The 24855-nt window shown below is 72.6% G+C and carries 31 protein-coding genes and 1 riboswitch; of the genes, 26 read left to right on the top strand and 5 right to left on the bottom strand.

Annotated features, from left to right (window positions below; all coding sequences use genetic code 11):
• The first annotated feature begins 5 nt into the window (after window positions 1-5).
• The 15 genes from EDC34_RS11360 to EDC34_RS11430 all read left to right on the top strand — a co-directional run bounded on the left by EDC34_RS11360 (window position 6) and on the right by EDC34_RS11430 (window position 10725).
• Complete coding sequence (locus EDC34_RS11360; RefSeq protein ID WP_114960999.1) at window positions 6-464, top strand: type II secretion system protein GspG; 459 nt, start codon at window positions 6-8, stop codon at window positions 462-464.
• A 19-nt stretch (window positions 465-483) separates the two neighbouring features.
• Complete coding sequence (gene xpsH, locus EDC34_RS11365; RefSeq protein ID WP_114960998.1) at window positions 484-960, top strand: type II secretion system protein XpsH; 477 nt, start codon at window positions 484-486, stop codon at window positions 958-960.
• Entirely contained in the window at window positions 957-1376 is a 420-nt protein-coding gene (gene xpsI / locus EDC34_RS11370) for a type II secretion system protein XpsI (RefSeq protein ID WP_114960997.1), read from the top strand. The genes xpsH and xpsI overlap by 4 nt, the downstream gene beginning before the upstream one ends.
• Entirely contained in the window at window positions 1373-2002 is a 630-nt protein-coding gene (locus EDC34_RS11375) for a prepilin-type N-terminal cleavage/methylation domain-containing protein (RefSeq protein ID WP_114960996.1), read from the top strand. Before xpsI ends, EDC34_RS11375 begins: the two co-directional genes overlap by 4 nt.
• A complete protein-coding gene (locus EDC34_RS11380; protein WP_114960995.1) occupies window positions 1999-2829 on the top strand; it encodes a type II secretion system minor pseudopilin in 831 nt (276 codons plus the stop codon). The genes EDC34_RS11375 and EDC34_RS11380 overlap by 4 nt, the downstream gene beginning before the upstream one ends.
• Window positions 2826-3959, top strand: coding sequence for a PilN domain-containing protein (locus EDC34_RS11385; protein WP_114960994.1), 1134 nt, complete (start codon window positions 2826-2828; stop codon window positions 3957-3959). The genes EDC34_RS11380 and EDC34_RS11385 overlap by 4 nt, the downstream gene beginning before the upstream one ends.
• Window positions 3956-4588, top strand: coding sequence for a type II secretion system protein GspM (gspM, locus tag EDC34_RS11390; RefSeq protein ID WP_114960993.1), 633 nt, complete (start codon window positions 3956-3958; stop codon window positions 4586-4588). The genes EDC34_RS11385 and gspM overlap by 4 nt, the downstream gene beginning before the upstream one ends.
• On the top strand, window positions 4578-5303 hold the full coding sequence (locus EDC34_RS11395) for a hypothetical protein (protein ID WP_132982891.1): 726 nt from the start codon (window positions 4578-4580) through the stop codon (window positions 5301-5303). The genes gspM and EDC34_RS11395 overlap by 11 nt, the downstream gene beginning before the upstream one ends.
• A gap of 19 nt (window positions 5304-5322) precedes the next feature.
• Complete coding sequence (gene gspD / locus EDC34_RS11400) at window positions 5323-7515, top strand: type II secretion system secretin GspD (RefSeq protein ID WP_240311133.1); 2193 nt, start codon at window positions 5323-5325, stop codon at window positions 7513-7515.
• Window positions 7512-8369: a glycosyltransferase family 2 protein gene (locus EDC34_RS11405; RefSeq protein ID WP_114960991.1), complete on the top strand. Its 858-nt coding sequence runs from the start codon at window positions 7512-7514 to the stop codon at window positions 8367-8369. Before gspD ends, EDC34_RS11405 begins: the two co-directional genes overlap by 4 nt.
• Window positions 8366-9223 carry a glycosyltransferase family 2 protein gene (locus tag EDC34_RS11410; RefSeq protein ID WP_114960990.1) on the top strand — a complete coding sequence of 286 codons (858 nt, stop codon included), beginning with the start codon at window positions 8366-8368 and terminating at the stop codon, window positions 9221-9223. The genes EDC34_RS11405 and EDC34_RS11410 overlap by 4 nt, the downstream gene beginning before the upstream one ends.
• A 34-nt stretch (window positions 9224-9257) precedes the next feature.
• Window positions 9258-9653: a GFA family protein gene (locus tag EDC34_RS11415; RefSeq protein ID WP_162797723.1), complete on the top strand. Its 396-nt coding sequence runs from the start codon at window positions 9258-9260 to the stop codon at window positions 9651-9653.
• 74 nt (window positions 9654-9727) lie between these two features.
• Complete coding sequence (locus EDC34_RS11420) at window positions 9728-10006, top strand: type II toxin-antitoxin system RelE/ParE family toxin (RefSeq protein ID WP_114960988.1); 279 nt, start codon at window positions 9728-9730, stop codon at window positions 10004-10006.
• The gene (locus EDC34_RS11425) at window positions 10006-10299 is read left to right on the top strand and encodes a HigA family addiction module antitoxin (protein ID WP_114960987.1); all 294 of its coding nucleotides are present in this window, start codon (window positions 10006-10008) and stop codon (window positions 10297-10299) included. The genes EDC34_RS11420 and EDC34_RS11425 overlap by 1 nt, the downstream gene beginning before the upstream one ends.
• Window positions 10300-10371: 72 nt before the next feature.
• Window positions 10372-10725 carry an MliC family protein gene (locus tag EDC34_RS11430; RefSeq protein WP_205388083.1) on the top strand — a complete coding sequence of 118 codons (354 nt, stop codon included), beginning with the start codon at window positions 10372-10374 and terminating at the stop codon, window positions 10723-10725.
• Between the two features lie 33 nt (window positions 10726-10758).
• On the opposite strand, the gene lipA is transcribed toward EDC34_RS11430, so the two are convergent.
• From lipA to ettA, 3 genes are read right to left on the bottom strand one after another with little or no spacing between them, the layout of a single operon-like run.
• Window positions 10759-11736: a lipoyl synthase gene (gene lipA, locus EDC34_RS11435; RefSeq protein ID WP_114960986.1), complete on the bottom strand. Its 978-nt coding sequence runs from the start codon at window positions 11734-11736 to the stop codon at window positions 10759-10761.
• Window positions 11737-11759: 23 nt separating this feature from the next.
• On the bottom strand, window positions 11760-12590 hold the full coding sequence (pyrF, locus tag EDC34_RS11440) for an orotidine-5'-phosphate decarboxylase (RefSeq protein WP_114960985.1): 831 nt from the start codon (window positions 12588-12590) through the stop codon (window positions 11760-11762).
• A gap of 48 nt (window positions 12591-12638) precedes the next feature.
• Window positions 12639-14303, bottom strand: a complete 1665-nt coding sequence (ettA, locus tag EDC34_RS11445) for an energy-dependent translational throttle protein EttA (protein ID WP_114960984.1) — start codon at window positions 14301-14303, stop codon at window positions 12639-12641.
• A gap of 217 nt (window positions 14304-14520) precedes the next feature.
• Here ettA and EDC34_RS11450 point away from each other — a divergent pair, with 217 nt between their 5' ends.
• Complete coding sequence (locus EDC34_RS11450; RefSeq protein ID WP_114960983.1) at window positions 14521-14955, top strand: RcnB family protein; 435 nt, start codon at window positions 14521-14523, stop codon at window positions 14953-14955.
• A gap of 96 nt (window positions 14956-15051) precedes the next feature.
• Here the strand turns inward: EDC34_RS11450 and EDC34_RS11455 are convergent, their stop codons facing one another.
• Window positions 15052-16077, bottom strand: coding sequence for a YeiH family protein (locus tag EDC34_RS11455; RefSeq protein ID WP_114960982.1), 1026 nt, complete (start codon window positions 16075-16077; stop codon window positions 15052-15054).
• A 104-nt stretch (window positions 16078-16181) separates the two neighbouring features.
• Between EDC34_RS11455 and EDC34_RS11460 the strand changes: the two genes are divergently transcribed.
• The 10 genes from EDC34_RS11460 (at window position 16182) to thiL (ending at window position 24603) form a co-directional block, all read left to right on the top strand.
• Window positions 16182-17195, top strand: coding sequence for a LysR family transcriptional regulator (locus EDC34_RS11460; RefSeq protein WP_114960981.1), 1014 nt, complete (start codon window positions 16182-16184; stop codon window positions 17193-17195).
• Window positions 17099-18367, top strand: a complete 1269-nt coding sequence (gene glyA, locus EDC34_RS11465) for a serine hydroxymethyltransferase (protein ID WP_114960980.1) — start codon at window positions 17099-17101, stop codon at window positions 18365-18367. The genes EDC34_RS11460 and glyA overlap by 97 nt, the downstream gene beginning before the upstream one ends.
• A gap of 23 nt (window positions 18368-18390) precedes the next feature.
• Window positions 18391-18957: an energy transducer TonB gene (locus EDC34_RS11470; RefSeq protein WP_162797722.1), complete on the top strand. Its 567-nt coding sequence runs from the start codon at window positions 18391-18393 to the stop codon at window positions 18955-18957.
• Window positions 18958-18966: 9 nt separating this feature from the next.
• The gene (nrdR, locus tag EDC34_RS11475; protein WP_114960978.1) at window positions 18967-19500 is read left to right on the top strand and encodes a transcriptional regulator NrdR; all 534 of its coding nucleotides are present in this window, start codon (window positions 18967-18969) and stop codon (window positions 19498-19500) included.
• Window positions 19497-20606 carry a bifunctional diaminohydroxyphosphoribosylaminopyrimidine deaminase/5-amino-6-(5-phosphoribosylamino)uracil reductase RibD gene (ribD, locus tag EDC34_RS11480; protein WP_114960977.1) on the top strand — a complete coding sequence of 370 codons (1110 nt, stop codon included), beginning with the start codon at window positions 19497-19499 and terminating at the stop codon, window positions 20604-20606. The genes nrdR and ribD overlap by 4 nt, the downstream gene beginning before the upstream one ends.
• A 113-nt stretch (window positions 20607-20719) precedes the next feature.
• Window positions 20720-20892: riboswitch (FMN riboswitch) on the top strand.
• Between the two features lie 73 nt (window positions 20893-20965).
• On the top strand, window positions 20966-21568 hold the full coding sequence (locus EDC34_RS11485) for a riboflavin synthase (RefSeq protein ID WP_114960976.1): 603 nt from the start codon (window positions 20966-20968) through the stop codon (window positions 21566-21568).
• Entirely contained in the window at window positions 21565-22671 is a 1107-nt protein-coding gene (gene ribB, locus EDC34_RS11490) for a 3,4-dihydroxy-2-butanone-4-phosphate synthase (protein ID WP_114960975.1), read from the top strand. The genes EDC34_RS11485 and ribB overlap by 4 nt, the downstream gene beginning before the upstream one ends.
• A gap of 30 nt (window positions 22672-22701) precedes the next feature.
• Window positions 22702-23178: a 6,7-dimethyl-8-ribityllumazine synthase gene (ribH, locus tag EDC34_RS11495; protein ID WP_114960974.1), complete on the top strand. Its 477-nt coding sequence runs from the start codon at window positions 22702-22704 to the stop codon at window positions 23176-23178.
• Complete coding sequence (gene nusB / locus EDC34_RS11500) at window positions 23175-23633, top strand: transcription antitermination factor NusB (RefSeq protein ID WP_114960973.1); 459 nt, start codon at window positions 23175-23177, stop codon at window positions 23631-23633. The genes ribH and nusB overlap by 4 nt, the downstream gene beginning before the upstream one ends.
• A gap of 31 nt (window positions 23634-23664) precedes the next feature.
• Window positions 23665-24603, top strand: a complete 939-nt coding sequence (gene thiL, locus EDC34_RS11505) for a thiamine-phosphate kinase (protein ID WP_114960972.1) — start codon at window positions 23665-23667, stop codon at window positions 24601-24603.
• A gap of 25 nt (window positions 24604-24628) precedes the next feature.
• Here the strand turns inward: thiL and EDC34_RS11510 are convergent.
• Window positions 24629-24855 (bottom strand): hypothetical protein (locus tag EDC34_RS11510; protein ID WP_207899937.1); only part of this gene is annotated, 227 nt, incomplete at its 5' end.

The raw sequence follows: 24855 nt of genomic DNA on the forward strand, positions 1-24855 counted from the left end.
CTGCCATGTCCCAGCTTCGTCCGTCCTCCCGCCTGCAACCGCGCGCGCCGCGCCTGTCCCCGAAATCGGCCCAGCGCGGCTTCTCGCTGATCGAGATCATCGTGGTGGTGGTGCTGATCGGCGGGATCGTGGCGTTCGCGGCCTCGCGCATCCTCGGTGGCGGCGACCGCGCCAAGGTCAAGCTCACCCAGGCCCAGCTGCAGACCGTGGCCGAGAAGATCCAGCAGTACCAGATGGACACCGGCCACCTGCCGCCGACCCTGGACGCGCTGGTGGCCGCGCCGGCCGGGGTGTCCGGCTGGCTTGGCCCGTACGCCAAGTCGGCCGACCTCAACGATGCCTGGATGCACCCGCTGCATTACAAGGTGCCGGGCGACGGCGGGCGTCCGTTCGACCTCAGCAGCGATGGCGCCGATGGCCGCCCGGGCGGCGACAGCGTCAACGCCGACCTCAAGTACGAATAAGCGGCGCGGCGGGCCAGCGATGCACGCACGCGCGCCGGCGCCGGGGTTCACCCTGCTGGAGATGCTGCTGGTGCTGGTGCTGATCGCCGCGGCGATGGCGCTGGCGATGGCGGCGTTCAGCGGCAGCCTGCCCGGCATGCGCCTGCGCGCGGCGGCGAAGGACGTGGCGGCGCAGCTGCGCTTCACCCGCGCCCTGGCGATCAGCAGCGGGCAGCCGCAGGACTTCGTGCTGGATGTGCGCAGCCGCCGCTGGCTGGCGCCGGACGGCCGCCACGGGCGGCTGCCGGAGGTCGGCGAGCTGCGCTTCCACGGCGCCAGCGCGGCCCAGCTCGGCGGCGGCCCGGAGGCGGCCGCGCGCGGCATCGTGCGGTTCTTCCCGGACGGCGCGGCCACCGGCGGCCAGCTGCGGCTGGCGGCGGCCGGCGGCGGCTGGGACGTGGACGTGGCCTGGCTGACCGGCGAGGTGCGCCTGCACCGCATCGGGGAGGCGCCGTGAAACGCGCCGCGGCCGGCTTCACCCTGATCGAGATCCTGGTCGCCTTCGGCATCCTCGCGCTCGGCCTGACCCTGCTGCTGGGCACCCTGTCCGGTGCCAGCCGCCAGCTGCGCGAGGGCGGCGATGCCGGCACCGCCGCGCTGCATGCGCAGTCGCTGCTGGCCGAACGCGCGCTGCTGCCGCGCCAGCCGGGGCGGGCGCAGGGCGAATTCGAAGGCGGCCGCTACCGCTGGCAGCTGCAGGTCACGCCCTGGCAGGACCCGCGCCAGCGCGCGGTGGAGGACGCCGATCCGCGCGCCGCGCGGCTGCTGCAGGTGCGGCTGGACGTGGCCTGGGGCGAGGGCGGGCCGCGCCAGCGACTGCGGATCGACAGCCTGCGCCTGGCGCTGCCGGGCGGCGACGGGGCCGCGCCATGAGGCACACCGCGCGCGGCTTCACCCTGATGGAGGTGCTGCTGGCCACCACGCTGCTGGCGGCGGCGCTGGCGCTGGCCTTCGGCGTGCTGCGCGCGGCCGGGGCCACGGTGACCCGCGGCGAGCTGGTGAGCGCGCGCAACGAGCACGTGCGCGCGGTCTCCGGTTTCCTGCGCAGCCGGATCGGCGGCGCGCTGCCGATGGTGTTCGCGCTGGATCCGCGCAGCGGGCGTTCGCTGCGCTTCGAGGGCGGGCCGCAGTCGCTGCGGTTCGTGGCCGAGCTGCCGGCCTACCTCGGCCGCGGTGGCCCGCAGGTGCACCAGCTGGCGCTGCGCGAGACCGCCGGCGGCAACGCGCTGATGGTGGAGTTCCGGCCGCTGCAGGCGGGCGAGGCGGGGCCGCCGCTGCGCGCGCCGGAGCCGCTGGCGCAGGGGCTGCGGCGGTTCGAGCTGGGCTACCGCACGCTGGATGCGCAGGGGCGCTGGATGCCCTGGCAGTCGCGCTGGGAGACCCCGGAGGCGCTGCCGCTGCAGGTGCGGGTGCGGATCGCCGATGCCGGCGGCGAGTGGCCGGAGCTGGTGGTGGCGCTGCCGCTGGCGAACGCCGTCGCCGGGGGGGCGCAGCCATGAGGCGGACGCACGCCGGCGCGGCGCTGCTGCTGGTGCTGTGGATCGTGCTGCTGCTGTCCACCCTGGTGGCCGGCTACGCCCTGAGCGCGCGCATCGAATCGCTGCAGGGCAACGGGGGGGCACGCACGCTGGCGGCGCGCGAGGCGGCACGCGCCGGCATCGAATACGCGGTGTACCGCCTGCTCGATCCGGACCCGGCCCGGCGCTGGCCGGTGGATGGCCGCCCGCAGGCGTTCGCGTTCGCCGGCGCGCAGATACAGGTGAGCGTGCGCGACGAAGCCGGCAAGATCGACCTCAACGCCGCTTCGCCCGAGCTGCTGCGCGATTTCTTCCTCGCCCTTGGCCAGGCGCCGGAAGCGGCCGCGCGACTGGCCGGTGCGGTGGTGGATTTCCGCGACCCCGACAGCCTGACCCAGCCGATGGGCGGCGCCGAGGACGCCGATTACGCCGCCGCCGGGCTGGCCTGGGGCGCCAAGGACGCGCCGTTCGAGGACGTGTCCGAACTGCAGCAGGTGCTGGGCATGACCCCGGCGCTGTATGCGCGCGCCGCGCCGCACCTGACCGTGTATTCCGGGCAGGGCACGCCGGATGCGCGTTTCGCCGATCCGCTGGTGCGGCGTGCGCTGGGGCTGCCGCCACGGCCCGAGCCGCAGGCGCCGGATGCGCCGCCGCCGGTAGGCAGCGGCACGTATAGTATCGACAGCCGTGCCCGGCTCGCGGATGGACGCAGCGCGGGGCTTGCGGTGGTCATTCGCTTGGGGGGAAGTGGTTTGCCGGGTTCGACGTACACGCCGCTGCGCTGGCAGGCGGAAGGAGCAATGCCGTGAGCGCACAGGCGGCGCGGGTGTCCGCATGGACGCGCTCGGTGCACGGCTGGCGCGGCTTCTTGGGATGGTGGCGGGCGGGCCTGATGGCCTGGCTGCCGCCGCGCCTGCGCCAAGCCCTGGCCGGGGGCGATCGCCTGCTGCTGCAGGTGGACGGCGACGGGGTGCGGGTGCAGGCGGCCACTGCCGGCGGCGTGCGCGAACTGGCGCTGCTGCCGCTGCCGCTGGACGGCGAATCTGATCCCCTGGCGCGACTGCTGCGCGAGGACGTGGCCGAATGGCCGCGCTGGCTGCTGCTGCCGGCGCGGCTGGGCCTGCGGCGTCCGCTGCTGCTGCCGGCGGCGGCGCGCGATCGCCTGCGCGAGGTGCTGGCGTTCGAGATCGAGCGCCAGACCCCGTTCGCCGCCGGCGAAGCCCTGCACGACGGCCGCCTGCTGCAGGTGCAGCCCGACGGCCGCCTGCAGGTGGAGCTGGTGGTGCTGCCGCGCCGCGATTACCAGGCGGCGCTCGCGCGGCTCGGCGGCGCGGCCGGCAGCCTGGCCGGGCTGGACCTGGTGGACGCCGCCGGCACGCCGCTGGGCGTGAACCTGCTGCCGCCCGCGCAGCGCCGGCGTGCGCGCGATCCGTGGCGTGGCTGGAACCTGGCGCTGGCCGGGCTGGCGCTGCTGGCGCTGTTGTTCGGCATGGCGCAGCTGCTCGACAACCGGCGCGCCGCCGCCGCCGCGCTGCAGGCCGACATGGCCCGGCGCGAGGCGCAGGCGCATGCGGTCGCCGCCCAGCGCCAGCACCTGCTGGACGCGGTGGAAGGCGGCGCCTGGCTGCGCGCCCAGCGCAACGGCCGTCCCTCCGCGGTGGAGGTGATGGATGCGCTGGCGCAGCGGCTGCCGGACGGTACCTATCTCGAGAAGCTCGCGATCGATGGCGACCAGCTCACCCTGATCGGCCTGTCCAACCAGGCCGCGGCGCTGGTCGGCAAGTTGGAAGGCGCGCCGCAATGGAGCGCGCCGGCGCTCAGCGGCGCGTTGCAGCAGGATCCGCGCACGCGAATGGACCGCTTCACCCTGGTCGCGCAGCTGCGGCGGCAGGTGCCGCCGGACGCCGCGCCGGCCACCCCGGCGGGAGGCGCGCCATGAGCGCCGCACCGGGCGCGCGACTGTCGCCGGCGCAGCGCGACCGCTGGCTGGCGCTGGCCTTGCTGCTGGGCCTGCTGCTGCTGGCGCTGGCGCTGCTGTGGCCGCTGCTGGGCACCCCGCTGCAGGCGGTGGATGCGCGGATCGCCGACCTGCAGGCGCGCGATGTCCGCCTGCGCGGCCTGTTGCAGCAGCGCCCACAGGTGGAGCAGCGGCTGGCGGCGCTGGACGCGCGCGGCGGCGGCCAGCCGGAGTTCCTGCTGGAGCCGACCGCCGAGCTGGCGACCGCGGCGCTGGTGCAGCAGCTGGAAACGGTGGTTGCCCAGGCCAGCCCGGGCGGGCGCGGCTGCGCGCTGGTCAACCGCACGCCGCTGGACGACGCCAGCCAGCCCGGGCGCTACCGGCGGGTGACCGTGCAGGTGCGCCTGCGCTGCGGCAACGCCGAGACCCTGGCGGTGCTGCACGCGCTGGAGTCGGCGCGGCCCTACCTGTTCGTGGATGCGCTGAACATCACCGCGCAGCGCTATTTCGCGGTACCCGGCAGCGCGCAGCCGCAGGAGGGCGGGCTGGATGTCGGCTTCAACCTGTCCGGCTACCTGCGGCCGTCCGCGGGGGGTGCGCATGGCGATTGAGCAGGGCCTGCTGCAGCGCTTCCGGCGCGCCGGCCTGACGACCTGGCTGCTGGCCGCCGCCTGCGCCTGGGCGCTGCTGCTGTGGCTGGGCGCGGCGCTGGGCATGGGCGGGCGCCTGGCCACGCCGGCCGCGGTGCCGCCGGGGCCCTTGCCGCAACCGGCCGCGCCCGCGCCGGACCGCATCGGCCCGCTGGCGCAGTACGCCGAGGCGGCCACGCGCCCGCTGTTCACCGAGGACCGCCGCCCGCGCGCGTTCGTCGCGACCACCGCCGACCCTGGCGACGGCGGCAGCGGCAATGCCTTCGACTACGTGCTGACCGGCGTGCTGATCAGCCCGCAGGTGCGGCTGGCGATCCTGCAGCCCGGCAACGGCGGCCCCGCCCAGCGCGTGCGCGAAGGCGCTGCCCCCGAGGGCGCGGCCGGCTGGCGGCTGGTCGAGGTGCAGCCGCGGCGGGCGCTGTTCGATGGCCCCGGCGGGCGGATGGCGCTCGACCTGCGGGTGTTCGGCGCGCCCGCGCCGCCGCCGGCCGCCAGCGTCGAGGCCGCGCCCGCGGCGGAGCCGGACGCCGACAAGCCCGGCGACGAGCAGCGCCGGATCGACGACCTGCGCCGGCGCATCGAGGCGCGCCGCGCGCAGCTGCAGCAGCAACAACCTTCCACCCCGGCCGATGCCAGCGCCGGTCCCGCACGGCCGCTGTCCGGCCCCGGCAAATGACGAAGAAGACCCACTGCCCATGAACCGGCTCATGAACCGCACGCCGTCGCTTCCCTCCGCACGCCCGTTCCTGCTGGCCCTGGCGGCCATGCTGCTGGCGGCCTGCGCCAGCGTCCCGCAGCCGCAGCTGCACCGCGGCGCGCAGGCCGCGCAGGGCGCCGCCGCGGCCCAGGACCTGCGCAGCGAGGTGATGCAGGAACTCGGCAGCGCCGGCCCGCAGCCGGTGATCCGGCGCGGCAGCGGCGAGGTCATCAACCGCGCGGCCGCGAGCGCGCCGCCGCCGGCCATCCTCAGCAGCGGCCAGGCCAGTTTCAATTTCGAGGGCGAATCGTTGCAGGCGGTGGTGAAGGCGATCCTGGGCGACATGCTGGGCCAGAGCTACAGCATCGCGCCGGGCGTGCAGGGCACGGTGACGGTGGCCACCCAGAAGCCGGTGGGCGCCGCCGGTGCGCTGAGCCTGCTGGAGCAGGTGCTGGCGCAGAACGGCGCGCGCATGGTGTACAGCGACGGCCGCTACAACATCGTGCCGGCCGACCAGGCGCTGCAGAGCGGCGCGGTGCCGCGCAACGTCTCGCCGGCGCTGGCGCGCGGCTTCGAGTCGCGGGTGGTGCCGCTGCGCTACATCGCCGCCGCCGAGATGGAGAAGATCCTCAAGCCGTACGCGCGCCCGGGCGCGATCGTCAGCGTGGACGGCGCGCGCAACCTGATCACGATCGCCGGCAGCCGCGCCGAGCTGGAGAACTACCTGCGCACCATCCAGGTGTTCGACGTGGACTGGATGGCGAGCATGTCGGTGGGCGTGTTCCCGCTGCAGAGCGGGCGCGCGGTGGACGTGGTGCAGGACCTGGAGCGGGTGTTCGGCGAACAGGGCAAGACCCCGGTGGCTGGGATGTTCCGCTTCATGCCGCTGGAATCCACCAACGCGGTGATGGTGATCACACCGCAGGCCAGCTACCTCGACGAGATCCGCCAGTGGATCGACCGCATCGAGGGCGGCAGCGGCGACAACCAGCTGTTCTCCTACGAGCTGAAGTACATCAAGGCGCGCGATCTGGCCGACCGCCTGGCCGAGGTGTTCGGTGGCAGCGGCGGCGGGCGCGACGAGGCCGGCGCGCTGATGCCCGGGGTACAGGCGACCGACCTGCGCAGTGGCGGCGGCGATGCGCGCGCGCAGGACGCGATGAACGCCGATGCCGGCGCCCAGGGCGCGTCGGCCGGCGGCCTCGGCCAGGGCGCGGCGCTGCCGCAGGCGCGGGCCGGCAACGGCCGGGTGACCCTGAAGGTGGGCGGCGCCGAGGTCGGGGTGTCGGCGGTGGAGGACACCAATTCGCTGCTGGTGCGCGCCAGCCCGGCGCAGTGGAAGTCGATCCGCGACGTGATCGAGCGCCTCGACGTGATGCCGATGCAGGTGCAGATCGAGGCGCAGGTGGTCAGCGTGGCGCTGAAGGGCGCGTTGCAATACGGCGTCAGCTGGTACTTCGACAATGCGCTGGCCGGCCAGGGCCTGCCGTACCCGACCGGCCGCAACAGCTACGGCAGCTACAGCGGCAGCCTGGGCCCGATGGCGAACGGCGGCGGCAACCTGCTCAGCTGGACCTTCCTCGGCAGCAGCGCGGCGGCCATCATCCAGGCGCTGGACAACGTCACCGACGTGCGCACGCTGTCCTCGCCCAGCGTGTTCACCCAGAACAACAAGGAAGCGGTGCTCAACGTCGGCCAGCGCATCCCGGTGGCCTCGGTCAGCTTCAACCCGGCCGGCGGCACCACCGGCACCTACAGCCAGGTGCAGTACCTCGACACCGGCATCATCCTCAAGGTGCGCCCGCGCATCACCCGCGACGGCATGGTGTTCCTCGACATCGTGCAGGAAGTGAGCAAGCCCACCGGCACCGCCGACGCCAACGGCAACGTGCGGATCGACACCAGCAAGGTCACCACCAGTGCGGTGGCGCCCAGCGGCGAGACCATCGTGCTGGCCGGCCTGATCAGCGACGGCAGCAACCGCAGCTCCACCGGGGTGCCGGGGCTGAGCCGGATCCCGATCGTGGGCAGCCTGTTCGGCCAGCAGGGCAGCGAGAAGACCCGCGACGAACTGGTGGTGCTGATCACCCCGACGGTGGTGCGCAACCCGCTGGAGGCGCGCAACCTGACCGACGAATACGGTCGCCGCTTCCGCGCGCTGGATCCGATTTACGCGCCGAAGAAGAAATGAGCCGCGCAGGCGCCGCCCTGCCGATCGTGCTGGTGCCGGTAGGCACCGACGAAGAGGCGCTGGATGGCTGCCTGGCGGCGCTCGAGACCGCCACCCCGCCAGGCACCCGGGTGTGGCTGGCCGACGATGCCCAGGCCGGCCCGCGCGGACTGGCGATCCTCCAGCGCTGGCTGGCGCAGACCCGGCTACAGGCCGCGCATACCCGCCGCAGCGCGCCGCTGGGCGAAGCGGCCCACGTGGCGCAGGCGCTCGCGGCCTGCGGCGAGGAAGACGTCGTCGTGCTGGCCAGCGATGCCCGCCCCACGCCCGGCTGGCTGGAACGGCTGGCGCAGTGCCTGGCGGACGATCCGGAAATCGCCACCGCCACCCCCTGGTGCAATGCCGGTGAAGTGGTGGCGTGGCCGCGGATCGGCGAGATCACCCCGCTCACGCTGGCCCCGGCGCGGCTGGCGCAGGCCTGCGCGCAGCTGGCCGGCGGCGCGTGCCCGACGCTGCCCTCCGCGGTCTCGCATGCGGTGCTGCTGCGCGGGCGTGCGCGGGTCGCGGCCGGCGGCGTGGATGGCGAGAGCTATCGCGCGTGGCCGGCGGCGCTGGCCGACCTGTCGCTGCGCCTGGCCGGCCTCGGTGGCCGCAGCGTGCTGTGCCCGGGTGCGTTCGTGCTGCGCGAGCGCGAGGGCGAGCCGCATCCCGGCGATGGCGACCTGCTCGCGGCGCGCTGGCCGGGTTGGCATGCCAGCATCGCGCACTTCCTGATGCAGGACCCGCTGCACGCCCTGCGCGCGCAGCTGCACGCGGCGCTGGCGCGGCTGGAGCAAGCGCCGCCGCAACCGGATTTGTTCGCAGGCGGTGCATGAGCCCCGGCATCGCGGTGGTCATCGTCACTTGCAACAGCGAGGAAACCCTCGACGAGTGCCTGCTGCGCGTGCGCGCCGCGGAAGGCGTGGTGCAGGTGCGGGTGGTGGACAACGGCTCCGCCGACAGCAGCCTGTCGATCGTGCAGCGGCACGCCCTGGCGGATGCGCGGGTGCGCTTCATCGCCAATGCCGACAACCCCGGTTTCGCGGTGGCCTGCAACCAGGGCGCGGCCGATTGCGATGCCCCGTGGCTGGCCTTCCTCAACCCCGACTGCTTCCTCCCGCCCGACGCCCTGGCCCGCCTGCGCGCGCACGCGCAGGCCGCGGGCGGCGCGCTGGTCGGTGCGGACCTGGTGGATGCCGAGGGCCGCCGCGATCCGGCCGCGCGCCGGCGCGATCCCATATTTGCGGCGATGCTGTTGCACCCGCACCGCGCGCGCCTGGCGATCGCGCCCGATCCCGCCCAGCCGCTGCAGCCGGTGCCGGCGATCTCCGGTGCGCTGATGCTGCTGCCGCGCGCGGCGTTCGCGCGGCTGGGGGGGTTCGACCCCGGCTATCGCCTGCACGTGGAGGACCTCGACCTGTGCCGGCGCGCGCGCGAGGCGGGCATCGTGGTGGCCTGCGCCAACGACGTGCAGGTCGTGCACCTGCGCGGGGTGTCCTCGCGCGGCCGCCGGCTGTTCGTGGAATGGCACAAGCATCGCGGGTTCTGGCGGTATTTCCGCCGCTTCGAGGCCGCTACCCGCCCGCGCTGGCAGCGCGTGGCGGTGGCACTGGGAATTTGGCTGCATTTCCCGCTGGCGCTGCTGCGCCGCGGCCGGGCCGGTGCCGCCGCCACGGGTGGGGCGGCGTAGGATGGCGGCCCCTTCCCCTGCGAGCGCCGCGCCCATGCACACCGGTTCCTGTCTCTGCGGTTCCATCCGCTACACCGTGGACGGCGCGCTCGGCCCGCTGGTGTTCTGCCACTGCGCGCGCTGCCGCAAGGCGAACGGCACCGCCTTCCTGGCCGCGGTGACGGTGGAGCCGGCCACGTTCACCGTCAGCGATCCGCACGCGCGGCTGGCCAGCTACGAATCCTCGCCGGGCGTGTTCCGCAAGTTCTGCGGCCACTGCGGCTCGCCGCTGTTCAGCCACCGCCCGGGCCCGCCGGAGGTGATCCGCCTGCGCCCGGGTACGCTGGACAGCGCATTCGCCGGCCCGGTCACCGCCCATATCTTCCACCGCGACCGCGCCGCCTGGCTGGAGGGCGCCGAACACGCCCCGACGTACGACGAGCGGCCATAGCTCAGCCCTGGGCGCCGCCTGGGCGCATTGCGTGCACGATTGTTGCGTGATGCGCAACATGCTAGGGTGACGGCATGATCAAGTCATTCCGGCACAAGGGACTGCGCCGATTGTTCGAAACCGGGGTCGCCTCCGGCGTGCAGGCCAGCCATGCCAGGCGGCTCAGGCTGCAGCTGGCGGCCCTGGATACCGCCCGGACCGTCGAGGACATGGACATCCCGGGGTTCCGCCTGCACGCGCTGAAGGGGGCGATGCGGGGGCGCTGGTCGATCACCGTCAGCGGCAACTGGCGGATCACCTTCGAGTTCAGGGACGGCAATGCCTACGTGCTGGATTACGAGGATTACCACTGATGAGCATGCACAACCCTCCCCATCCCGGCGAATTCATCGTTGGCGTCTACCTCGAGCCGAACGGCATCAGCGGGCGCGAACTCGCGGAGAAGCTGGGGGTGGCACCTTCCACCCTGAGCCGGGTCCTCAACGGCAGCAGCCGGGTGACCCCGGAGATGGCCCTGCGCCTGTCCAAGGCGATCGGCCGCTCCCCGGAGAGTTGGTTGGCCATGCAGGACATGTACGATCTCTGGGTCGCCCGCCAGCACGTGGACCTGGCCGGCGTCGGCAGGCTTCGGCTGCAGGCCGCCTAGGCCTGAGCGCGGTGGGCCGGCATTCCGGAGGCCTGCCAGGACTCCCCGAATCCATTTTCCCGGGAGGACACCATGGACATGCGGACGATGGCGGCCCACGCGGCCGCGCTGGCGGTGGCGGGGCTGGTCGCGGGCTGCGCCGCGACGCCGGTGGCGGCGGACAGGCCGGTGACCAACGACGGTTCGCCGCAGGACCGCGAGGTGGCGTTCACCTGCAGCAACGGGCCGGACCTGTCGGTGCGGTTCTTCCCGGCGCAGGGCGTGGCGGTGCTGGTGCGCGGCGGGCAGACCACCGAGCTGCAGCAGGAGCCCAGTGGTTCCGGCTTCGTCTATGCCAGCCGCACCACCACCATCCGCGGCAAGGGCGACGACCTCACCGTGGAGATCGGGCGGATGGCGCCGCTGCAGTGCAAGGCCAAGCCCTGACGGCCTCGCCCTCACCTCCGCGTGGCGCCTCGGTCACAGGCCGAGGTTGTTGCCCTCGAGCACGCGTTCGGCGCGGTAGCTGGAGCGCACCAGCGCGCCGGCCACGGCTTCGCGGAAGCCCTTGGCCAGCGCCAGTTCGCGGTAGCCGCGGAACTCCTCGGGGGTGACGAAGCGCTGCACCGGCAGGTGGTGCTTGCTGGGGCGCATGTACTGGCCCAGGGTGACGATGTCCACGTTCGCCGCGCGCATGTCGTCCAGCGCCTGCTCGATCTCCGCATCGGTCTCGCCCAGGCCCAGCATCAGGCTGGTCTTGGTGAGGGTGGCGGGTGCGTGGCGCTTGGCGAAGGCCAGCACGTCCAGGGTCTGCCGGTAGCCTGCGCGCGGGTCGCGCACCGCGTGGGTGAGCCGTTCCACCGTTTCGAGATTCTGCGCGAATACCGCCAGCCCCGCGTCCAGCACGGTGGCCACGTGCGCCTCGACGCCGGAGAAATCTGGCGTCAGCGCCTCCACCGCGGTGTCCGGGCAGCGCGCGTGGATGGCGCGGATGCAGGCGGCGTAGTGGCCGGCCCCGCCGTCGGGCAGGTCATCGCGATCGACCGAAGTCAGCACCACGTACTTCAGGCCCATCAGCGCCACCGCGTCGGCCACGTGCGCGGGTTCCTCGGGGTCCAGCCAGCCGCGCGGGTTGCCGGTGGCCACCGCGCAGAACTTGCAGGCGCGGGTGCACACCGCGCCCATCACCATCAGGGTGGCGGTGCCGTTGCTCCAGCATTCGGCGATGTTCGGGCAGCGCGATTCGGCGCACACGGTGTTGAGTTTGTGGGTGCGCACGATGTCGTGCACCGACTCGTAGGCGGCGCCGCTGGGCAGCTTGATCCGCAGCCACGGCGGCTTGCGGTCCACGTCGGGGATGCTGCTGTTGGCATTCGGCTTGATCCCGCTCTTGATCGCGCGGGTGCCCTGCGGGCTGATGTACTTGCTGCCGTCGGGGACGTGCGGTTGGCTGGACATGGGGGTTCCAGTGGCGGCGCCGGTCAGCGCCAGCGGTTGATTGTATCGCGCAGCTCGCGCGCGGCCTGCGCGGCGGCCTCGGCATAGCCCTCGCCGGAGGCGGCGTACAGGATCCCGCGCGAGGAATTGATCATCAGCCCGCTGCCGTCGGCGGTCTTGCCGTTGCGCACCACGGCCTCGACGTCGCCGCCCTGCGCGCCCACGCCGGGGATCAGCAGCGGCATGTCGCCGACGATCGCGCGGATCTCCGCCAGTTCGCGCGGGTAGGTGGCGCCCACCACCAGCGCGCAGTTGCCGTCGGCGTTCCAGTCGCCGGCGATGGTGCGCGCGATGCGCCGGTACAGCGGCTCGCCGTCCACCGGCAGTTCCTGGAAGTCGCGCGCGCCGGGGTTGGAGGTGTGGCAGAGGAAGATGCAGCCGCGGTCGTTGTACTGCAGGAACGGCTGCGCGGAGTCGCGGCCCATGTACGGGTTCAGGGTCACCGCGTCGGCGCCGTAGCGCTCGAATGCCTCGCAGGCGTACTGCTGCGCGGTGCTGCCGATGTCGCCGCGCTTGGCGTCGAGGATCACCGGCACCTGCGGATGGGCGGCGTTGATGTGCGCGATCAGCCGCTGCAGCGCGGCCTCGCCGCCGTTGTGGGCGGCGAAGTAGGCGATCTGCGGCTTGAACGCGCAGGCGAACTCGGCGGTGGCGTCGGCGATGTCGCGGCAGAACCCGAACAACGCCTCGCCCTCGTCCAGCGCATCGCCGGCGAGGAAACGCTCGGGCAGCCGCGCCAGGTCGGGGTCGAGGCCGACGCAGAGCAGGGTGTCGGCGTCACGCCAGCGGGCGCGCAGTTTGTCGATGAAGCCCATGTCTCCTCCTGCGGCACGGGCGCCCGCGTGGCCGCGGGCGCCCCGGTGTCACTTCAGCGCCTTGAAGCGCAGCCGGCGCGGGCCGGCGTCGTCGCCGAGGCGGCGCTTCTTGTCTTCCTCGTACTCGCGGTAGTTGCCCTGGAAGAACTCCACATGCGAGTCGCCTTCGAAAGCGAGGATGTGGGTGGCGATGCGGTCCAGGAACCAGCGGTCGTGGCTGATCACGAAGGTGTTGCCGGGGAACTCCAGCAGCGCGTCTTCGAGCGCGCGCAGGGTCTCGATGTCGAGGTCGTTGGAGGGCTCGTCGAGCAGCAGCACGTTGCCGCCCTGCAGCAGGGTCTTGGCCATGTGCAGGCGGCCGCGCTCGCCGCCGGACAGCGAGCCGACCAGCTTCTGCTGGTCCTGGCCCTTGAAGTTGAAGCGGCCGATGTAGGCGCGCGACTGGATCTCGATGCCGTTGATGTTGAGGATGTCCAGCCCGCCGGAGACTTCCTGGAACACCGTGTTGTTCGGGTTCAGCGCGCCGCGGCTCTGGTCCACGTAGGCCAGGTTTACGGTGGGGCCGATGAGGATCTCGCCGGAATCCGGCTTCTCCTGCCCGGTGATCATCTTGAACAGGGTGGACTTGCCGGCGCCGTTGGGGCCGATGATGCCGACGATCGCGCCCGGCGGCACGATGAAGGACAGGTCGTCGATCAGCAGGCGGTCGCCGAAGCGCTTGGAGACGTTGCGGAACTCGATCACGTTGTTGCCCAGGCGCTCGCCCGGCGGGATGAAGATCTCGTTGGTCTCGTTGCGCTTCTGGTATTCGATCGACTGCAGCTCGTCCAGCCGCGCCAGGCGCGCCTTGCCCTTGCTGCGCCCGCCCTTGGCGTTCTGGCGGGCCCATTCCAGTTCCTTCTGGATCGCCTTCTGGCGCGCCTTCTCCTGGTTTTCCTCCTGCTTCAGGCGCTCTTCCTTCTGCACCAGCCATTCGGTGTAGTTGCCCTTCCACGGGATGCCGCGGCCGCGGTCGAGCTCGAGGATCCACTCGGCGGCGTTGTCGAGGAAGTAGCGGTCGTGGGTCACCGCGACCACGGTGCCGGTATAGCGGTGCAGGAACTGCTCCAGCCATTCCACCGACTCGGCGTCGAGGTGGTTGGTGGGTTCGTCCAGCAGCAGCATGTCGGGCTTGGACAGCAGCAGCCGGCACAGTGCCACCCGGCGCTTCTCGCCGCCCGAGAGCTGGCCGACGATGGCGTCCCACGGCGGCAGGCGCAGCGCGTCGGCGGCCACTTCCAGCTGCTGCTCCAGGGTATGCGCATCGCCCGAGGCGAGGATCGCCTCCAGCCGCTCCTGCTCCTTGGCCAGCGCGTCGAAGTCGGCGCCGTCCTCGGCGTAGGCGGCATACACGCGCTCCAACTCGGCCTGCGCCTGCAGCACCTCGCCCACGCCTTCCTCCACCGCCTGGCGCACGGTGTGCTCGGGGTTCAGCTCCGGCTCCTGCGCCAGGTAGCCGACCTTGATCCCGGGTTGCGGCCGGGCCTCGCCCTCGAAGTCGGTGTCCACCCCGGCCATGATCTTGAGCACGGTGGACTTGCCGGCGCCGTTCAGGCCCAGCAGGCCGATCTTCGCGCCCGGGAAGAACGACAGCGAGATGTCCTTGATGATCTGCCGCTTGGGCGGGACCACCTTGGACACCCGGTTCATGGTGTAGATGTATTGCGAGGACATGCGGGAAGCTCCGTGAGCGCGCCCGCGCCTGCGCGCAGGGCGCGGGCGGCGGCGGGGATTGGGATGCGCGAATTATACCTGCCACCCCGAAGCGACCGCGGCCAGTGGCGGGTGAACCGCGCCTGTCGCCGGGGGCGTTGCCGTGGTAAAAGCCAGTGCAGGTTCAGCCGGCGCCGGCATGATCGGCCCCAGGCCCACCCGACGAAGGAAAACGACGATGAAGCGCAGCTTGTTTGCCCTGGCATCTGCCCCGCTGCTGCTGGCCCTGCTGTCCGGGCCTGCCGCCGCCTACGATGGCCACGGTCATGGCCACGATCGAGATGATCGCCGCGACGAGCGCTGGGAGCGCCACGACGACCGCGGTTGGCACCGTGGCCCGCCCAAGAAGGTGAAGGTGATCCACGATCGTGAAGTGGTGTATCGCCCGGTGCCCCCGCGCGTGGTGTATCGCCCGGTGCCCCCGCCGCGCTGGGAGCGCGGGGTACGCTACTACGGCCCCGGCTACGGCCCGACCTACGTAGTGGATGACTGGCGCTACTACCGCCTGGCCCCGCCGCCGCGTGGCTATTACTGGCGGCGCAGCGATGCCGGCGACTTCCTGCTGGTGGCGGCGGCAACCGGCATCATTGCGGACATCATCCTGCACCATTGAGCCGCTTCCTCCGGCTTGAACGCGAAGGCGCCTGCGGGCGCCTTCGCTTTTGGGCGGACCGGCACGGGCCGGGATGCCCGCAGGGCAGGGGGCCTTTCAGGCCTGACGCAGCAGCGCCTGCACCAGCAGGCTGCTGGTGGCCACCGCGAACCAGGTGCCCAGCCCCAGCAGCAGCGGGCGTGCGCCGGTGGCGGCCATCCGCCGCAGGTCGGCGGACAGCCCGATCGCGGTCAGCGCCAGCACGATCAGGAACTCCGCGGCCAGGTGCAGCGGCCCCAGCAGCGTGGCCGGCACCAGCCCCGCGCTACGCAGCGCGGAGGCGGCGAGGAAGCCGAGGATGAACCACGGCACGATCCCGCCCAGGTCGGGACGGCCGTCGTCGCGGCCGCGCGCGCGCCACAGCTGCCAGCCGGCCAGGGCCAGGCAGATCGGGATGATCAGGGTGGCGCGCGCCAGCTTGACCACGGTGGCGATGTCGCCGGCGGCATGGCTGTAGTGGTAGCCGGCGGCCACCACCGAGGAGGTGTCGTTGATCGCGGTGCCCGCCCACAGCCCGAAGCCGGCGTCGCTCAGCCCCAGCAGGTGGCCCAGCGGCGGGAACAGCAGCACCGCCAGCAGGTTGAACAGGAAGATGGTGGACATCGCCAGCGCGGTGTCGTGTTCGTCCGGGCGCAGGATCGGCGCCACCGCGGCGATCGCCGAGCCGCCGCAGATCGCGGTGCCGACCCCGATCAGGGTGCCCAGCACGTGGTGCACCTTCAGCAGCCGCGCCAGCGCCCAGGCGGTCAGGAAGGCAACGCTCAGCGTCGCCAGGGTCACCGCCAGCGAGGACAGCCCGGTCTGCAGCACCTGGTGCAGGTCCAGCCCGAACCCGAGCAGGATCACCGCCGCTTGCAGCAGGACTTTGCTGCTGAAGCGCACCCCGGGCGCGGCACTCGCCGGCAGCGGCATGAGGTTGCGCACCAGCAGCCCGAGCACGATCCCCAGCACCGCGCCGCCGACCAGCGGCAGCGCGCGGCCAAGCGTGAACGCCAGCGCCGCCAGCCCGAGGCTGAGTGCCAGTCCGGGCAGCAGGCGGCCGTGGCGGCCGTGGCGCAGGGGCGTGGTGGCGGCGAGGGGCATGGCGGCGGTGCCGGATGGAAGGTGGCACCAGTCTGCGCCCGCCATTGCATCATTGAAACTTTGAACATTTGATCCATGCAATAAGCTGAACTTAATATTGCCGGATGCACCACGTCCCCCCGCGCCAGTTGGAAGTGTTCGTGCGCGCTGCCGCTGCCGGCAGCCTGCGCCAGGCCGCGGCGCAGCTGCATCTCACCCAGCCGGCGGCGAGCATGGCACTGGCCGAATTGGAGCGACTGCTGGGCGCGCCGTTGTTCGACCGCGTGCGCGGCCGCCTGCACCTGAACCCACGCGGGCGCGCCCTGCTGCCGCTGGCGCAGGACCTGCTGGAACGCCAGGCCGCGTTCGTGCGCGCCGCCACCGCCAGCGACGGCGTGCTGTCCGGCGAGCTGCGCATCGGCGCCAGCAATACCGTCGGCAATTACCGGGTGGAGGAACTGCTGGGCGATTTCGTGCGCGCGCATCCGCAGGTGACGGTGCGATTGCAGGTGGGGAACACCACGGCGATCGCGCGCGCGCTGGCCGAACACGCGCTGGACGTGGCCTGCGTGGAGGGCCCGGTGCTGCATCCGGAGCTGGAGGCGGTGCCCTGGCGCGAGGATGCGCTGCGGCTGGTGGCGCCGGCCACGCACCCGCTGGCCGCGCGTCGGCGGCTTTCCGCGTCCGATTTCATCGATGTCGATTGGGTGGTGCGCGAGGCCGGCTCGGCCACCCGCGCCTTGACCGAGCGTTTGCTGGAGCGGCTGCCGCCGCCGCGCCGGCAGCTGGAGCTGGCGCAGACCGAGGCGATCAAGCAGGCGGTGGTGGCCGGGCTGGGCATCGCCCTATTGCCGGAAGTAGCGGTGCGCGCGGCGCTGGCGGACGGCCGCCTGCGCGCGCTGCTGGTGCCGTTCCTGCAGCCGCTGCTACAACGTCGGCTGGCGCTGCTGCTGGCCCGCGGGCGCTACCGCGGCGGGGCGCTCGCGGCCTTCCTGCGGGCTACAATCGGCGAATTCCCCACGCCTTCCCCGGAGCCGCCCGAATGTTCTCCCGTGCCGACACGCTTGCCGCTTTCGACCCCGAGCTCGCCCAGGCGATCGCCGCGGAAAACCGGCGTCAGGAAGACCACGTCGAGCTGATCGCCTCGGAGAACTACGCAAGCCCCAGGGTGATGGAAGCGCAGGGCAGCCAGCTCACCAACAAATACGCGGAAGGCTATCCCGGCAAGCGCTACTACGGCGGCTGCGAATACGTGGACATCGCCGAGCAGCTGGCCATCGACCGCTGCAAGCAGCTGTTCGGTGCCGACTATGCGAACGTGCAGCCGCATTCCGGCTCGCAGGCCAACCAGGCGGTGTACTTTGCGTTGCTGCAACCCGGCGACACCATCCTCGGCATGTCGCTGGCGCACGGCGGGCACCTGACCCACGGCGCCAAGGTGAATGCCTCCGGCAAGCTGTTCAACGCGGTGCAATACGGCGTCAACGATGCCGGCCTGATCGACTACGACGAGGTCGAGCGCCTCGCGCTGGAGCACAGGCCGAAGATGGTCGTGGCCGGCTTCTCCGCCTACTCGCAGGTGGTGGACTGGGCGCGCTTCCGCGCCATCGCCGACAAGGTGGGCGCGTACCTGTTCGTGGACATGGCGCACGTGGCCGGCCTCGTCGCCGCCGGCGTGTACCCCAGCCCGCTGCCGCACGCCCACGTGGTGACCTCGACCACCCACAAGACCCTGCGCGGCCCGCGCGGCGGGATCATCGTCGCCAGCCGCGCCGGCATGGGCGAGCAGGCGGAAGAACTGGAGAAGAAGCTGCAGTCCATCGTCTTCCCCGGCATCCAGGGCGGCCCGCTGATGCACGTGATCGCGGCCAAGGCGGTGGCGTTCAAGGAGGCGCTGGAGCCGGCGTTCAAGGACTACCAGCAGCAGGTGGTGAAGAACGCGCAGGCGATGGCCAAGGTCATCATTTCCCGCGGCTACAAGATCGTCTCCGGCGGCACCCGGAACCACCTGATGCTGGTGGACATGATCGGCAAGGACGTGTCCGGCAAGCAGGCCGAGGAGGCACTGGGCAAGGCGCACATCACCGTCAACAAGAACTCGGTGCCGAACGACCCGCGCAAGCCCTTCGTCACCTCCGGCCTGCGCATCGGCACGCCCGCCGTGACCACGCGTGGCTACAAGGAAGCCGACTGCGAGGCGCTGGCCGGATGGATCTGCGACGTGCTCGACGCCCCCGAGGACGAGGGCGTGATCGCCGGCGTGCGCGCCAAGGTCGAGCAGCAGTGCCGGCAGTTCCCGGTCTATCGTTGATCCATTCCCGCAAGGACATCGCCATGCCCAAGTTCCGCTTCCTGCTTGCCGCTGCCACCGCCGGGCTTGCCGCGGTCGCCGCCGCCGCGCAGTCGCAGTCGCCCGCGCCGCGCTGGAGCAGCAATACCGATTACAGCACCCCCGGCGCGCGCGACCTGCCGGTCACCTGCCGCCGCGGCGACCTGCAGCCGTTCGAGGGCAAGACCATGGCCCAGGTGTTCGGCGATGCCTGGCCGGCCGCGCCGGAGATGACTGCCTCGCACACCCCGCCGAAGGTCGTCAGCAGCGCCAAGGTGATCCCGCCGCGCGGGCTGGAAGGCAAGCCGGCCACGGTGGTGGTGGCGGTGCTGGTCGGTGCCGACGGCAAGCCGCTGGCGTCGGAGGCGGTGTGCATCTCCGACAACGCGTTTACGATCGCTGCCAAGCGCGTCCTGCGCAACGCCAGCTTCGAGCCGGCCACGATCGACGGCAAGCCGGTCACCAGCGTGCTCGCGGTGCCGATCTCGTTCCGCCCGGTCCGGCGCGGTGGCGGTGATTCCGGCGGCGGCAGCGGCGGCGATTCCGGCAGCGGTGGCGGCAGCCAGGAGTGACCGCGGCCGATGCACTGCCCGTTCTGCCAGCATGCCGATACCCGCGTCCTTGACTCGCGGGTCAGCGAGGACGGCGCCACCATCCGCCGCCGCCGCGGCTGCGAGGCCTGCGGCGAGCGCTTCTCCACCCTCGAGACCATCGAGCTGAAGCTGCCGGCGATCATCAAGAGCGACGACCGCCGCGAGGCGTTCGACGCGCGCAAGCTGCGCGCCGGCTTCGACCGCGCGCTGCAGAAGCGCCCGGTGTCGGACGAGCAGGTGGAGGCGGCGGTGCGCGCGGTGGTGCACGCGGTGCGCATGAGCGGCGAGCGCGAGCTGCCCTCGCGCCGGGTCGGCGAATTCGTGATGGAACAGCTGCGCAAGCTCGACCACGTCGGTTACGTGCGCTTTGCCTCGGTGTACCGCAGCTTCGAGGACGTGGCCGATTTCCGCGAGGAGCTGGACCGGCTGGAGCGCGAGGTGCCCGGCGAAGGCCAGCTGCCGCTGCTGGACGGCGAGCCCGCCGCGGCCGCACGCGGCCCCGAACGGCCGCGCCGGCGATGAGCTTTTCCGCCGCCGACCATGCGTTGATGGCGCGCGCCCTGCGCCTGGCCGAGCGTGGCGCCTACACCACCCGCCCGAACCCGATGGTCGGCTGCGTGATCGCGCGCGACGGCGCGGTGGTGGGCGAGGGCTGGCACCAGCGCCAGGGCGGCCCGCACGCCGAGGTGTTCGCACTGCGCGAGGCCGGCGCGGCCGCGCGCGGGGCCACCGCCTACGTCACCCTCGAGCCCTGCGCCCACCACGGCAGCACGCCGCCGTGCGCGGACGCGCTGGTGGAGGCCGGGGTGGCGCGGGTGGTGGCGGCGATGCGCGACCCGTTCCCGCAGGTGGACGGCGCCGGGTTCGAGCGCCTGCGCGCGGCCGGGATCGTGGTGGAACACGGCCTGCTGGAAGCGCAGGCGCGCGAACTCAACCGCGGCTTCCTGTCGCGCGTCGAACGCGGCCGCCCGTGGCTGCGGGTGAAGCTGGCGATGAGCCTGGACGGCCGCACCGCGCTGGCCAACGGCGAATCGAAATGGATCAGCGGCGAGGCCTCGCGCCGCGACGTGCAGCGCTGGCGCGCGCGCAGCGGCGCGCTGCTGACCGGCGCCGGCACCGTGCTCGCGGACGACCCCCACCTCACCGTGCGCCTGGACGACGGCAGTGCCTTCGTGCCGCCGCTGCGGGTGGTGCTGGATGCCGGCCTGGCCACCCTCGCGCGCGGCCACGTGCGCGAGGGCAGCGCGCCCACCCTCTACCTGCATGCGCCGGATGCCAAGCTCCCGCACGGGCTGGCGATCGAGCATGCGCCCGCGCCGGTCCATGGCACCCGCTTCGACCTCGATGCCGTGCTGCGCCTGCTCGCCGCGCGCGGCATCAACGAGGTGCAGGTGGAAGCCGGTGCCACCCTCGCCGGCGCCTTCCTCGCCGCCGGCCTGGTGGACGAGGTGCTGCTCTACATCGCCCCGGTCCTGCTCGGCGACACCGCCCGCCCGCTGTTCGCCGGCCTGTCGATCGCGCACATGGCGCAGCGCTTCCAGCTGCAGCCGGTCGACTGCACCCTGCTCGGCGAGGACCTCCGCCTGCGCCTGCGGCCGCTGGCGCGCGCAGCCGCGGCGGCCGCCTGAGCCGGCGGCGGCGCCCGCGCAACCCTGTGTTCCACCGGCCCTGCGGACTCGGGCCGGCCGCCGCGCGGTGCTAGACTTGCCCGCGCCGGTTCGCCGGCACCACATCATTCACGAAACGTCTTCAGGGCGGGGTGGAAGTCCCCACCGGCGGTAGGCGCGGCGTTCCCTCGGCGAGGGGCGGCCCGCGCGAGCCCGCGAGCGCTTCCCGGCCGGGCTGGCGGGAAGGTCAGCAGACCCGGTCGCATGCCGGGGCCGACGGTCACAGTCCGGAAGGAAGAAGACGCACCCGCGCGGCCAACCGCCGCGCGTCTGCGCGCGCCTTGCCGGCGTTTCCCGTGCCATGCGGGAGACTTGCGGACATGTTCACAGGATTGATCGAGGGCGTCGGTGCGCTGCGGGCGCGCGAGCCGCGGGGGGGCGATGCGCGCTTGATTATCGAAGCCGGCACGCTGCCCTTCGATGACGTGCGGCTGGGCGAGAGCATCGCGGTCAACGGCTGCTGCCTGACGGTGGTGGCGTTCGATGTGGACAGCTTCGCGGTGGATGCCTCGCGCGAGACGCTGGCGCTGACCACGCTGGGCCAGCTGCCGCTCGGCGCGCCGCTGAACCTGGAGCGCGCGCTGCGGCCGTCCGACCGTCTCGGCGGGCACCTGGTCAGCGGCCACGTGGACGGGCTAGGGCAGGCCGAGGCCTGCTGGGAGGACGCGCGCGCTGTGCGCTGGCGCTTTTCCGCACCGCGCGGGCTGCTGCGCTACATCGCGCACAAGGGCTCGGTGTGCGTGGACGGCGTCAGCCTGACCGTGAACGCCGTGGACGAGGCCGGCTTCGAGGTCGCGCTGATCCCGCACACGGTGGCGCACACCGCCTTCCACGCGCTGCGCGTGGGCGATGCGGTGAACATCGAGGTCGATCTGCTGGCGCGCTACCTGGAACGCCTGCGGCAGACGGAGGGTTGGGCATGAGCTTTGCGAGCATCCCGGAACTGCTGGACGAACTGCGCGCCGGGCGCATGGTGGTGGTGGTCGACGACGAGGACCGCGAGAACGAGGGCGACCTGATCATGGTCGCCGAGCTGGTCAAACCATCCGACATCAACTTCATGGTGACCCACGCGCGCGGGCTGGTGTGCCTGTCGCTGACCCGCGAGCGCTGCGCGCAGCTGGGCCTGAACCCGATGGTGCGCGACAACACCTCGCCGCACCACACCAATTTCACGGTTTCGATCGAGGCCGCCGAGGGCGTCACCACCGGCATTTCCGCCTACGACCGCGCGCACACCATCCGTACCGCGGTGCGCCCGGACGCCAAGCCCTCCGACCTCAGCCAGCCCGGCCACATCTTCCCGCTCACCGCGCAGCCCGGCGGCGTGCTGACCCGCGCCGGGCATACCGAAGCGGCCTCGGATCTCGCCCGGCTGGCGGGCTTCGAGCCGGCCGGGGTGCTGGTGGAGATCCTCAATCCCGACGGCAGCATGGCGCGCCGGCCCGAGCTGGAGGTGTTCGCGCGCACGCACGGGCTGAAGATCGGGTCGATCGAGGACCTGATCCGGTACCGGCTGGAAACCGAGCACACGGTGGAGCGCATCGACAGCCGCCCGATCGAGACCGACCACGGTGCGTTCACCTTGCACACCTACCGAGACCGTCTCACCCGCGGCCTGCATTTCGCGCTGGTGCGCGGGGACGTTGCCGGGGACGCCCCGGTGCTGGTGCGGGTGCAGGCGCAGAATCCGCTGGCGGACGCGCTGCACTGGCGGCGCGCCGATTTCGGCCCGCTGGTGGGCGACGTGCTGGCGATGATCGCCGGCGAAGGACGCGGGGTGCTGGTGCTGCTGGGCGAGGCCCCGGATGCCGAGGCGGTGCTGGCGCGCATCCGCGAGCAGCCGGCCCCGCCGCCCTCGAAGGCCGGCGCGCTGGCGCAGTGGCGGCGCACCGGCGCCGGTTCGCAGATCCTGGCCGACCTCGGCCTGCACCGGCTGCGGGTGCTGGGCACGCCGCGGCGCCAGGTCGGGTTGGCCGGCTACGGGCTGGAGGTGGTGGAGTACGCGGCCCTGCCGGCGCGGTAAACTGCACGGCCCCATTGCCTGTCCACGCCGATGCCGCACCTCGAAGGCGACCTGCGCATCCATCCGGGTGCGCGCTTCGCGATCCTTGCCAGCCGCTGGAACCCGCGCATCGTGGATGCGCTGGTGGAGTCCGCGCGCGCCACCTTCCTCGCCAACGGCGTGCCCGAGGCCGGGATCGACGTGGTGCGGGTGCCGGGCGCGTGGGAGCTGCCGGTGGCCGCGCGCGCGCTGGCGCTGGCCGGCCGCCATGCGGCGATCGTCGCCCTGGGTTGCGTGGTGCGCGGCGATACCCGTCACTACGCGCAGGTGGCCGACGGCGCCTCCGAGGGCCTGATGCGGGTGGCGCTGGATACCGGGGTGCCGGTGCTGAATGGCGTGCTGGCGGTGGAACGCTTCGAGGATGCCCTGGCCCGCGCCGGCGGCAGCCACGGCAACAAGGGCGAGGAGGCGGCGCTGGTGGCGATCGAGATGGCCGACCTCCGCCGCAAGCTCCAGGAGCTGGTATGAACGAACACCATCGCCGCCGTCCCGACGGCATCGACCCCGTGGCCCGCTCGCGTTCGCGCCGGCGTGCACTGCAGGCGATCTACGCCTGGCAGATCAACCGCGCCGACGAGCGCAGCCTGCTGGCCCAGTTCGCGCACGAGCAGGCGCACGAAGTGGCCGACCTCGAATACTTCGAGGATCTGGTGCGCGGCGTGCTGCGCCACGTCGATGCGCTGGACGCGGCGCTGGCCGGGCACCTGGACCGCGGCATCGCCGAGGTGGACCCGATCGAGCGCGCCGCGCTGCGGATCGCCGCCTACGAGCTCATGCACCGTCCGGACGTGCCGTACCGGGTGGTGATCAACGAGGCCATCGACTCCACCAAGCGCTTCGGCTCCGAGCACGGCCACACCTACGTCAACGGCGTGCTGGACAAGGCCGCCGCGATGCTGCGCGGCGTGGAAGCGAAGAAGTAATCCGCCCCGCGCGGGCCGTGCCGGAAGCCGCATGTCCGAGGGTGAATTCGACCTGATCGCGCGCATCCGCCGGCGCATCGCCGCGCGCGACGACGTGGCCCTGGGGATCGGCGACGACTGCGCGCTGCTCGCGCCGCCTCCGGGCATTCAGCTGGCGGTGACGATGGACACCCTCAACGCGGGGGTGCATTTCCCCCCAGAAACGGCGCCTGCCGACATCGGCTGGAAGGCGCTGGCGGTCAATCTTTCCGACCTTGCCGCGATGGGCGCGCAGCCGGCCTGGTGCACGCTCTCATTGACGTTGCCGCATGCCGACGCCGCCTTCGTGGATGGCTTCTGCGATGGCTTCCTCGCCCTCGCTGCGCAGCACGACGTGGCGCTGGTCGGCGGCGATACCACCCGCGGCCCGCTGTCCGTGTCCATCGCTGCGCACGGGTTCGTACCGGCGGGCGCGGCCCTGCGCCGCGACGGCGCGCGCGTTGGCGATGAGGTCTGGGTCAGCGGCACCCTGGGCGATGCCGCCGGCGCGCTGGCGCAGTGGCAGGCGGGCACGGCGATCGCGCCGCCGTTGCGTGCGCGGCTGGACCGCCCCACGCCGCGGGTGGCGCTGGGGCTGGCCCTGCGCGGGATTGCATCGGCCTGCATCGACATCAGCGACGGCCTGCTGGCCGATCTTGCCCACATCTGCCGGGCCAGCGGCGTCGGTGCCGAACTCGAGGCCGATACGCTGCCGGCCAGCGACGCACTGCGCGGCGCGTTTGCGGCCGATGCGCGGCGCGTATTGCAGGCCACCGGCGGCGACGACTACGAGCTGTGCTTCACCGCCGCGGCCGCGCAGCGCGAGGCAGTGCAGGCGCTGGGCGCGCGGCTGGAACTGCCGCTGACGCGGATCGGCCGCATCGTTGCCGGCAGCGGCGTCCACTGCGCCGGCCTCGACGACCTCGCGCCGGGCTACCAGCACTTCGCCTAGGAAGTCGTCTCTGAAGAATTGATTTTCAGATCGCAATGGCCGGATACAGGGCTCGCGATGACATGGAGCGCACCGCCAATATCGCCGATAGCCAGGCACAAAAAAGCGCGATCCAGCGCAGCAGCCAGCGCAGGTTGTAGCCCGCGGCACAGGCGATGGTCTCCACCACCACCTGCCCCTGCCGGTCATACCCGTACCCCAGCGTGCGCGCGGGCAGCAGCGTGTCCGGCGTCATCGTCTCCGCCGTCAGCA

Source organism: Thermomonas haemolytica (assembly GCF_004346265.1).
Classification (GTDB): domain Bacteria; phylum Pseudomonadota; class Gammaproteobacteria; order Xanthomonadales; family Xanthomonadaceae; genus Thermomonas; species Thermomonas haemolytica.

Bases quoted from the DNA above. Each gene is read 5' to 3' on its own strand.
- gspD (WP_240311133.1), top strand. From the start codon at position 5,323: ATGAACCGGCTCATGAACCGCACGCCGTCGCTTCCCTCCGCACGCCCG.
- EDC34_RS11455 (WP_114960982.1), bottom strand. From the start codon at position 16,077: ATGCCCCTCGCCGCCACCACGCCCCTGCGCCACGGCCGCCACGGCCGC.
- EDC34_RS11360 (WP_114960999.1), top strand. From the start codon at position 6: ATGTCCCAGCTTCGTCCGTCCTCCCGCCTGCAACCGCGCGCGCCGCGC.
- EDC34_RS11420 (WP_114960988.1), top strand. From the start codon at position 9,728: ATGATCAAGTCATTCCGGCACAAGGGACTGCGCCGATTGTTCGAAACC.
- ettA (WP_114960984.1), bottom strand. From the start codon at position 14,303: ATGTCCTCGCAATACATCTACACCATGAACCGGGTGTCCAAGGTGGTC.
- lipA (WP_114960986.1), bottom strand. From the start codon at position 11,736: ATGTCCAGCCAACCGCACGTCCCCGACGGCAGCAAGTACATCAGCCCG.
- EDC34_RS11470 (WP_162797722.1), top strand. From the start codon at position 18,391: ATGCCCAAGTTCCGCTTCCTGCTTGCCGCTGCCACCGCCGGGCTTGCC.
- xpsH (WP_114960998.1), top strand. From the start codon at position 484: ATGCACGCACGCGCGCCGGCGCCGGGGTTCACCCTGCTGGAGATGCTG.
- ribB (WP_114960975.1), top strand. From the start codon at position 21,565: ATGAGCTTTGCGAGCATCCCGGAACTGCTGGACGAACTGCGCGCCGGG.
- EDC34_RS11415 (WP_162797723.1), top strand. From the start codon at position 9,258: ATGCACACCGGTTCCTGTCTCTGCGGTTCCATCCGCTACACCGTGGAC.
- EDC34_RS11410 (WP_114960990.1), top strand. From the start codon at position 8,366: ATGAGCCCCGGCATCGCGGTGGTCATCGTCACTTGCAACAGCGAGGAA.
- EDC34_RS11460 (WP_114960981.1), top strand. From the start codon at position 16,182: ATGCACCACGTCCCCCCGCGCCAGTTGGAAGTGTTCGTGCGCGCTGCC.
- EDC34_RS11405 (WP_114960991.1), top strand. From the start codon at position 7,512: ATGAGCCGCGCAGGCGCCGCCCTGCCGATCGTGCTGGTGCCGGTAGGC.
- ribD (WP_114960977.1), top strand. From the start codon at position 19,497: ATGAGCTTTTCCGCCGCCGACCATGCGTTGATGGCGCGCGCCCTGCGC.
- ribH (WP_114960974.1), top strand. From the start codon at position 22,702: ATGCCGCACCTCGAAGGCGACCTGCGCATCCATCCGGGTGCGCGCTTC.
- pyrF (WP_114960985.1), bottom strand. From the start codon at position 12,590: ATGGGCTTCATCGACAAACTGCGCGCCCGCTGGCGTGACGCCGACACC.
- gspM (WP_114960993.1), top strand. From the start codon at position 3,956: ATGAGCGCCGCACCGGGCGCGCGACTGTCGCCGGCGCAGCGCGACCGC.
- EDC34_RS11425 (WP_114960987.1), top strand. From the start codon at position 10,006: ATGAGCATGCACAACCCTCCCCATCCCGGCGAATTCATCGTTGGCGTC.
- nusB (WP_114960973.1), top strand. From the start codon at position 23,175: ATGAACGAACACCATCGCCGCCGTCCCGACGGCATCGACCCCGTGGCC.
- glyA (WP_114960980.1), top strand. From the start codon at position 17,099: ATGTTCTCCCGTGCCGACACGCTTGCCGCTTTCGACCCCGAGCTCGCC.
- EDC34_RS11380 (WP_114960995.1), top strand. From the start codon at position 1,999: ATGAGGCGGACGCACGCCGGCGCGGCGCTGCTGCTGGTGCTGTGGATC.
- EDC34_RS11450 (WP_114960983.1), top strand. From the start codon at position 14,521: ATGAAGCGCAGCTTGTTTGCCCTGGCATCTGCCCCGCTGCTGCTGGCC.
- EDC34_RS11430 (WP_205388083.1), top strand. From the start codon at position 10,372: ATGGACATGCGGACGATGGCGGCCCACGCGGCCGCGCTGGCGGTGGCG.
- EDC34_RS11375 (WP_114960996.1), top strand. From the start codon at position 1,373: ATGAGGCACACCGCGCGCGGCTTCACCCTGATGGAGGTGCTGCTGGCC.
- nrdR (WP_114960978.1), top strand. From the start codon at position 18,967: ATGCACTGCCCGTTCTGCCAGCATGCCGATACCCGCGTCCTTGACTCG.
- EDC34_RS11485 (WP_114960976.1), top strand. From the start codon at position 20,966: ATGTTCACAGGATTGATCGAGGGCGTCGGTGCGCTGCGGGCGCGCGAG.
- thiL (WP_114960972.1), top strand. From the start codon at position 23,665: ATGTCCGAGGGTGAATTCGACCTGATCGCGCGCATCCGCCGGCGCATC.
- EDC34_RS11395 (WP_132982891.1), top strand. From the start codon at position 4,578: ATGGCGATTGAGCAGGGCCTGCTGCAGCGCTTCCGGCGCGCCGGCCTG.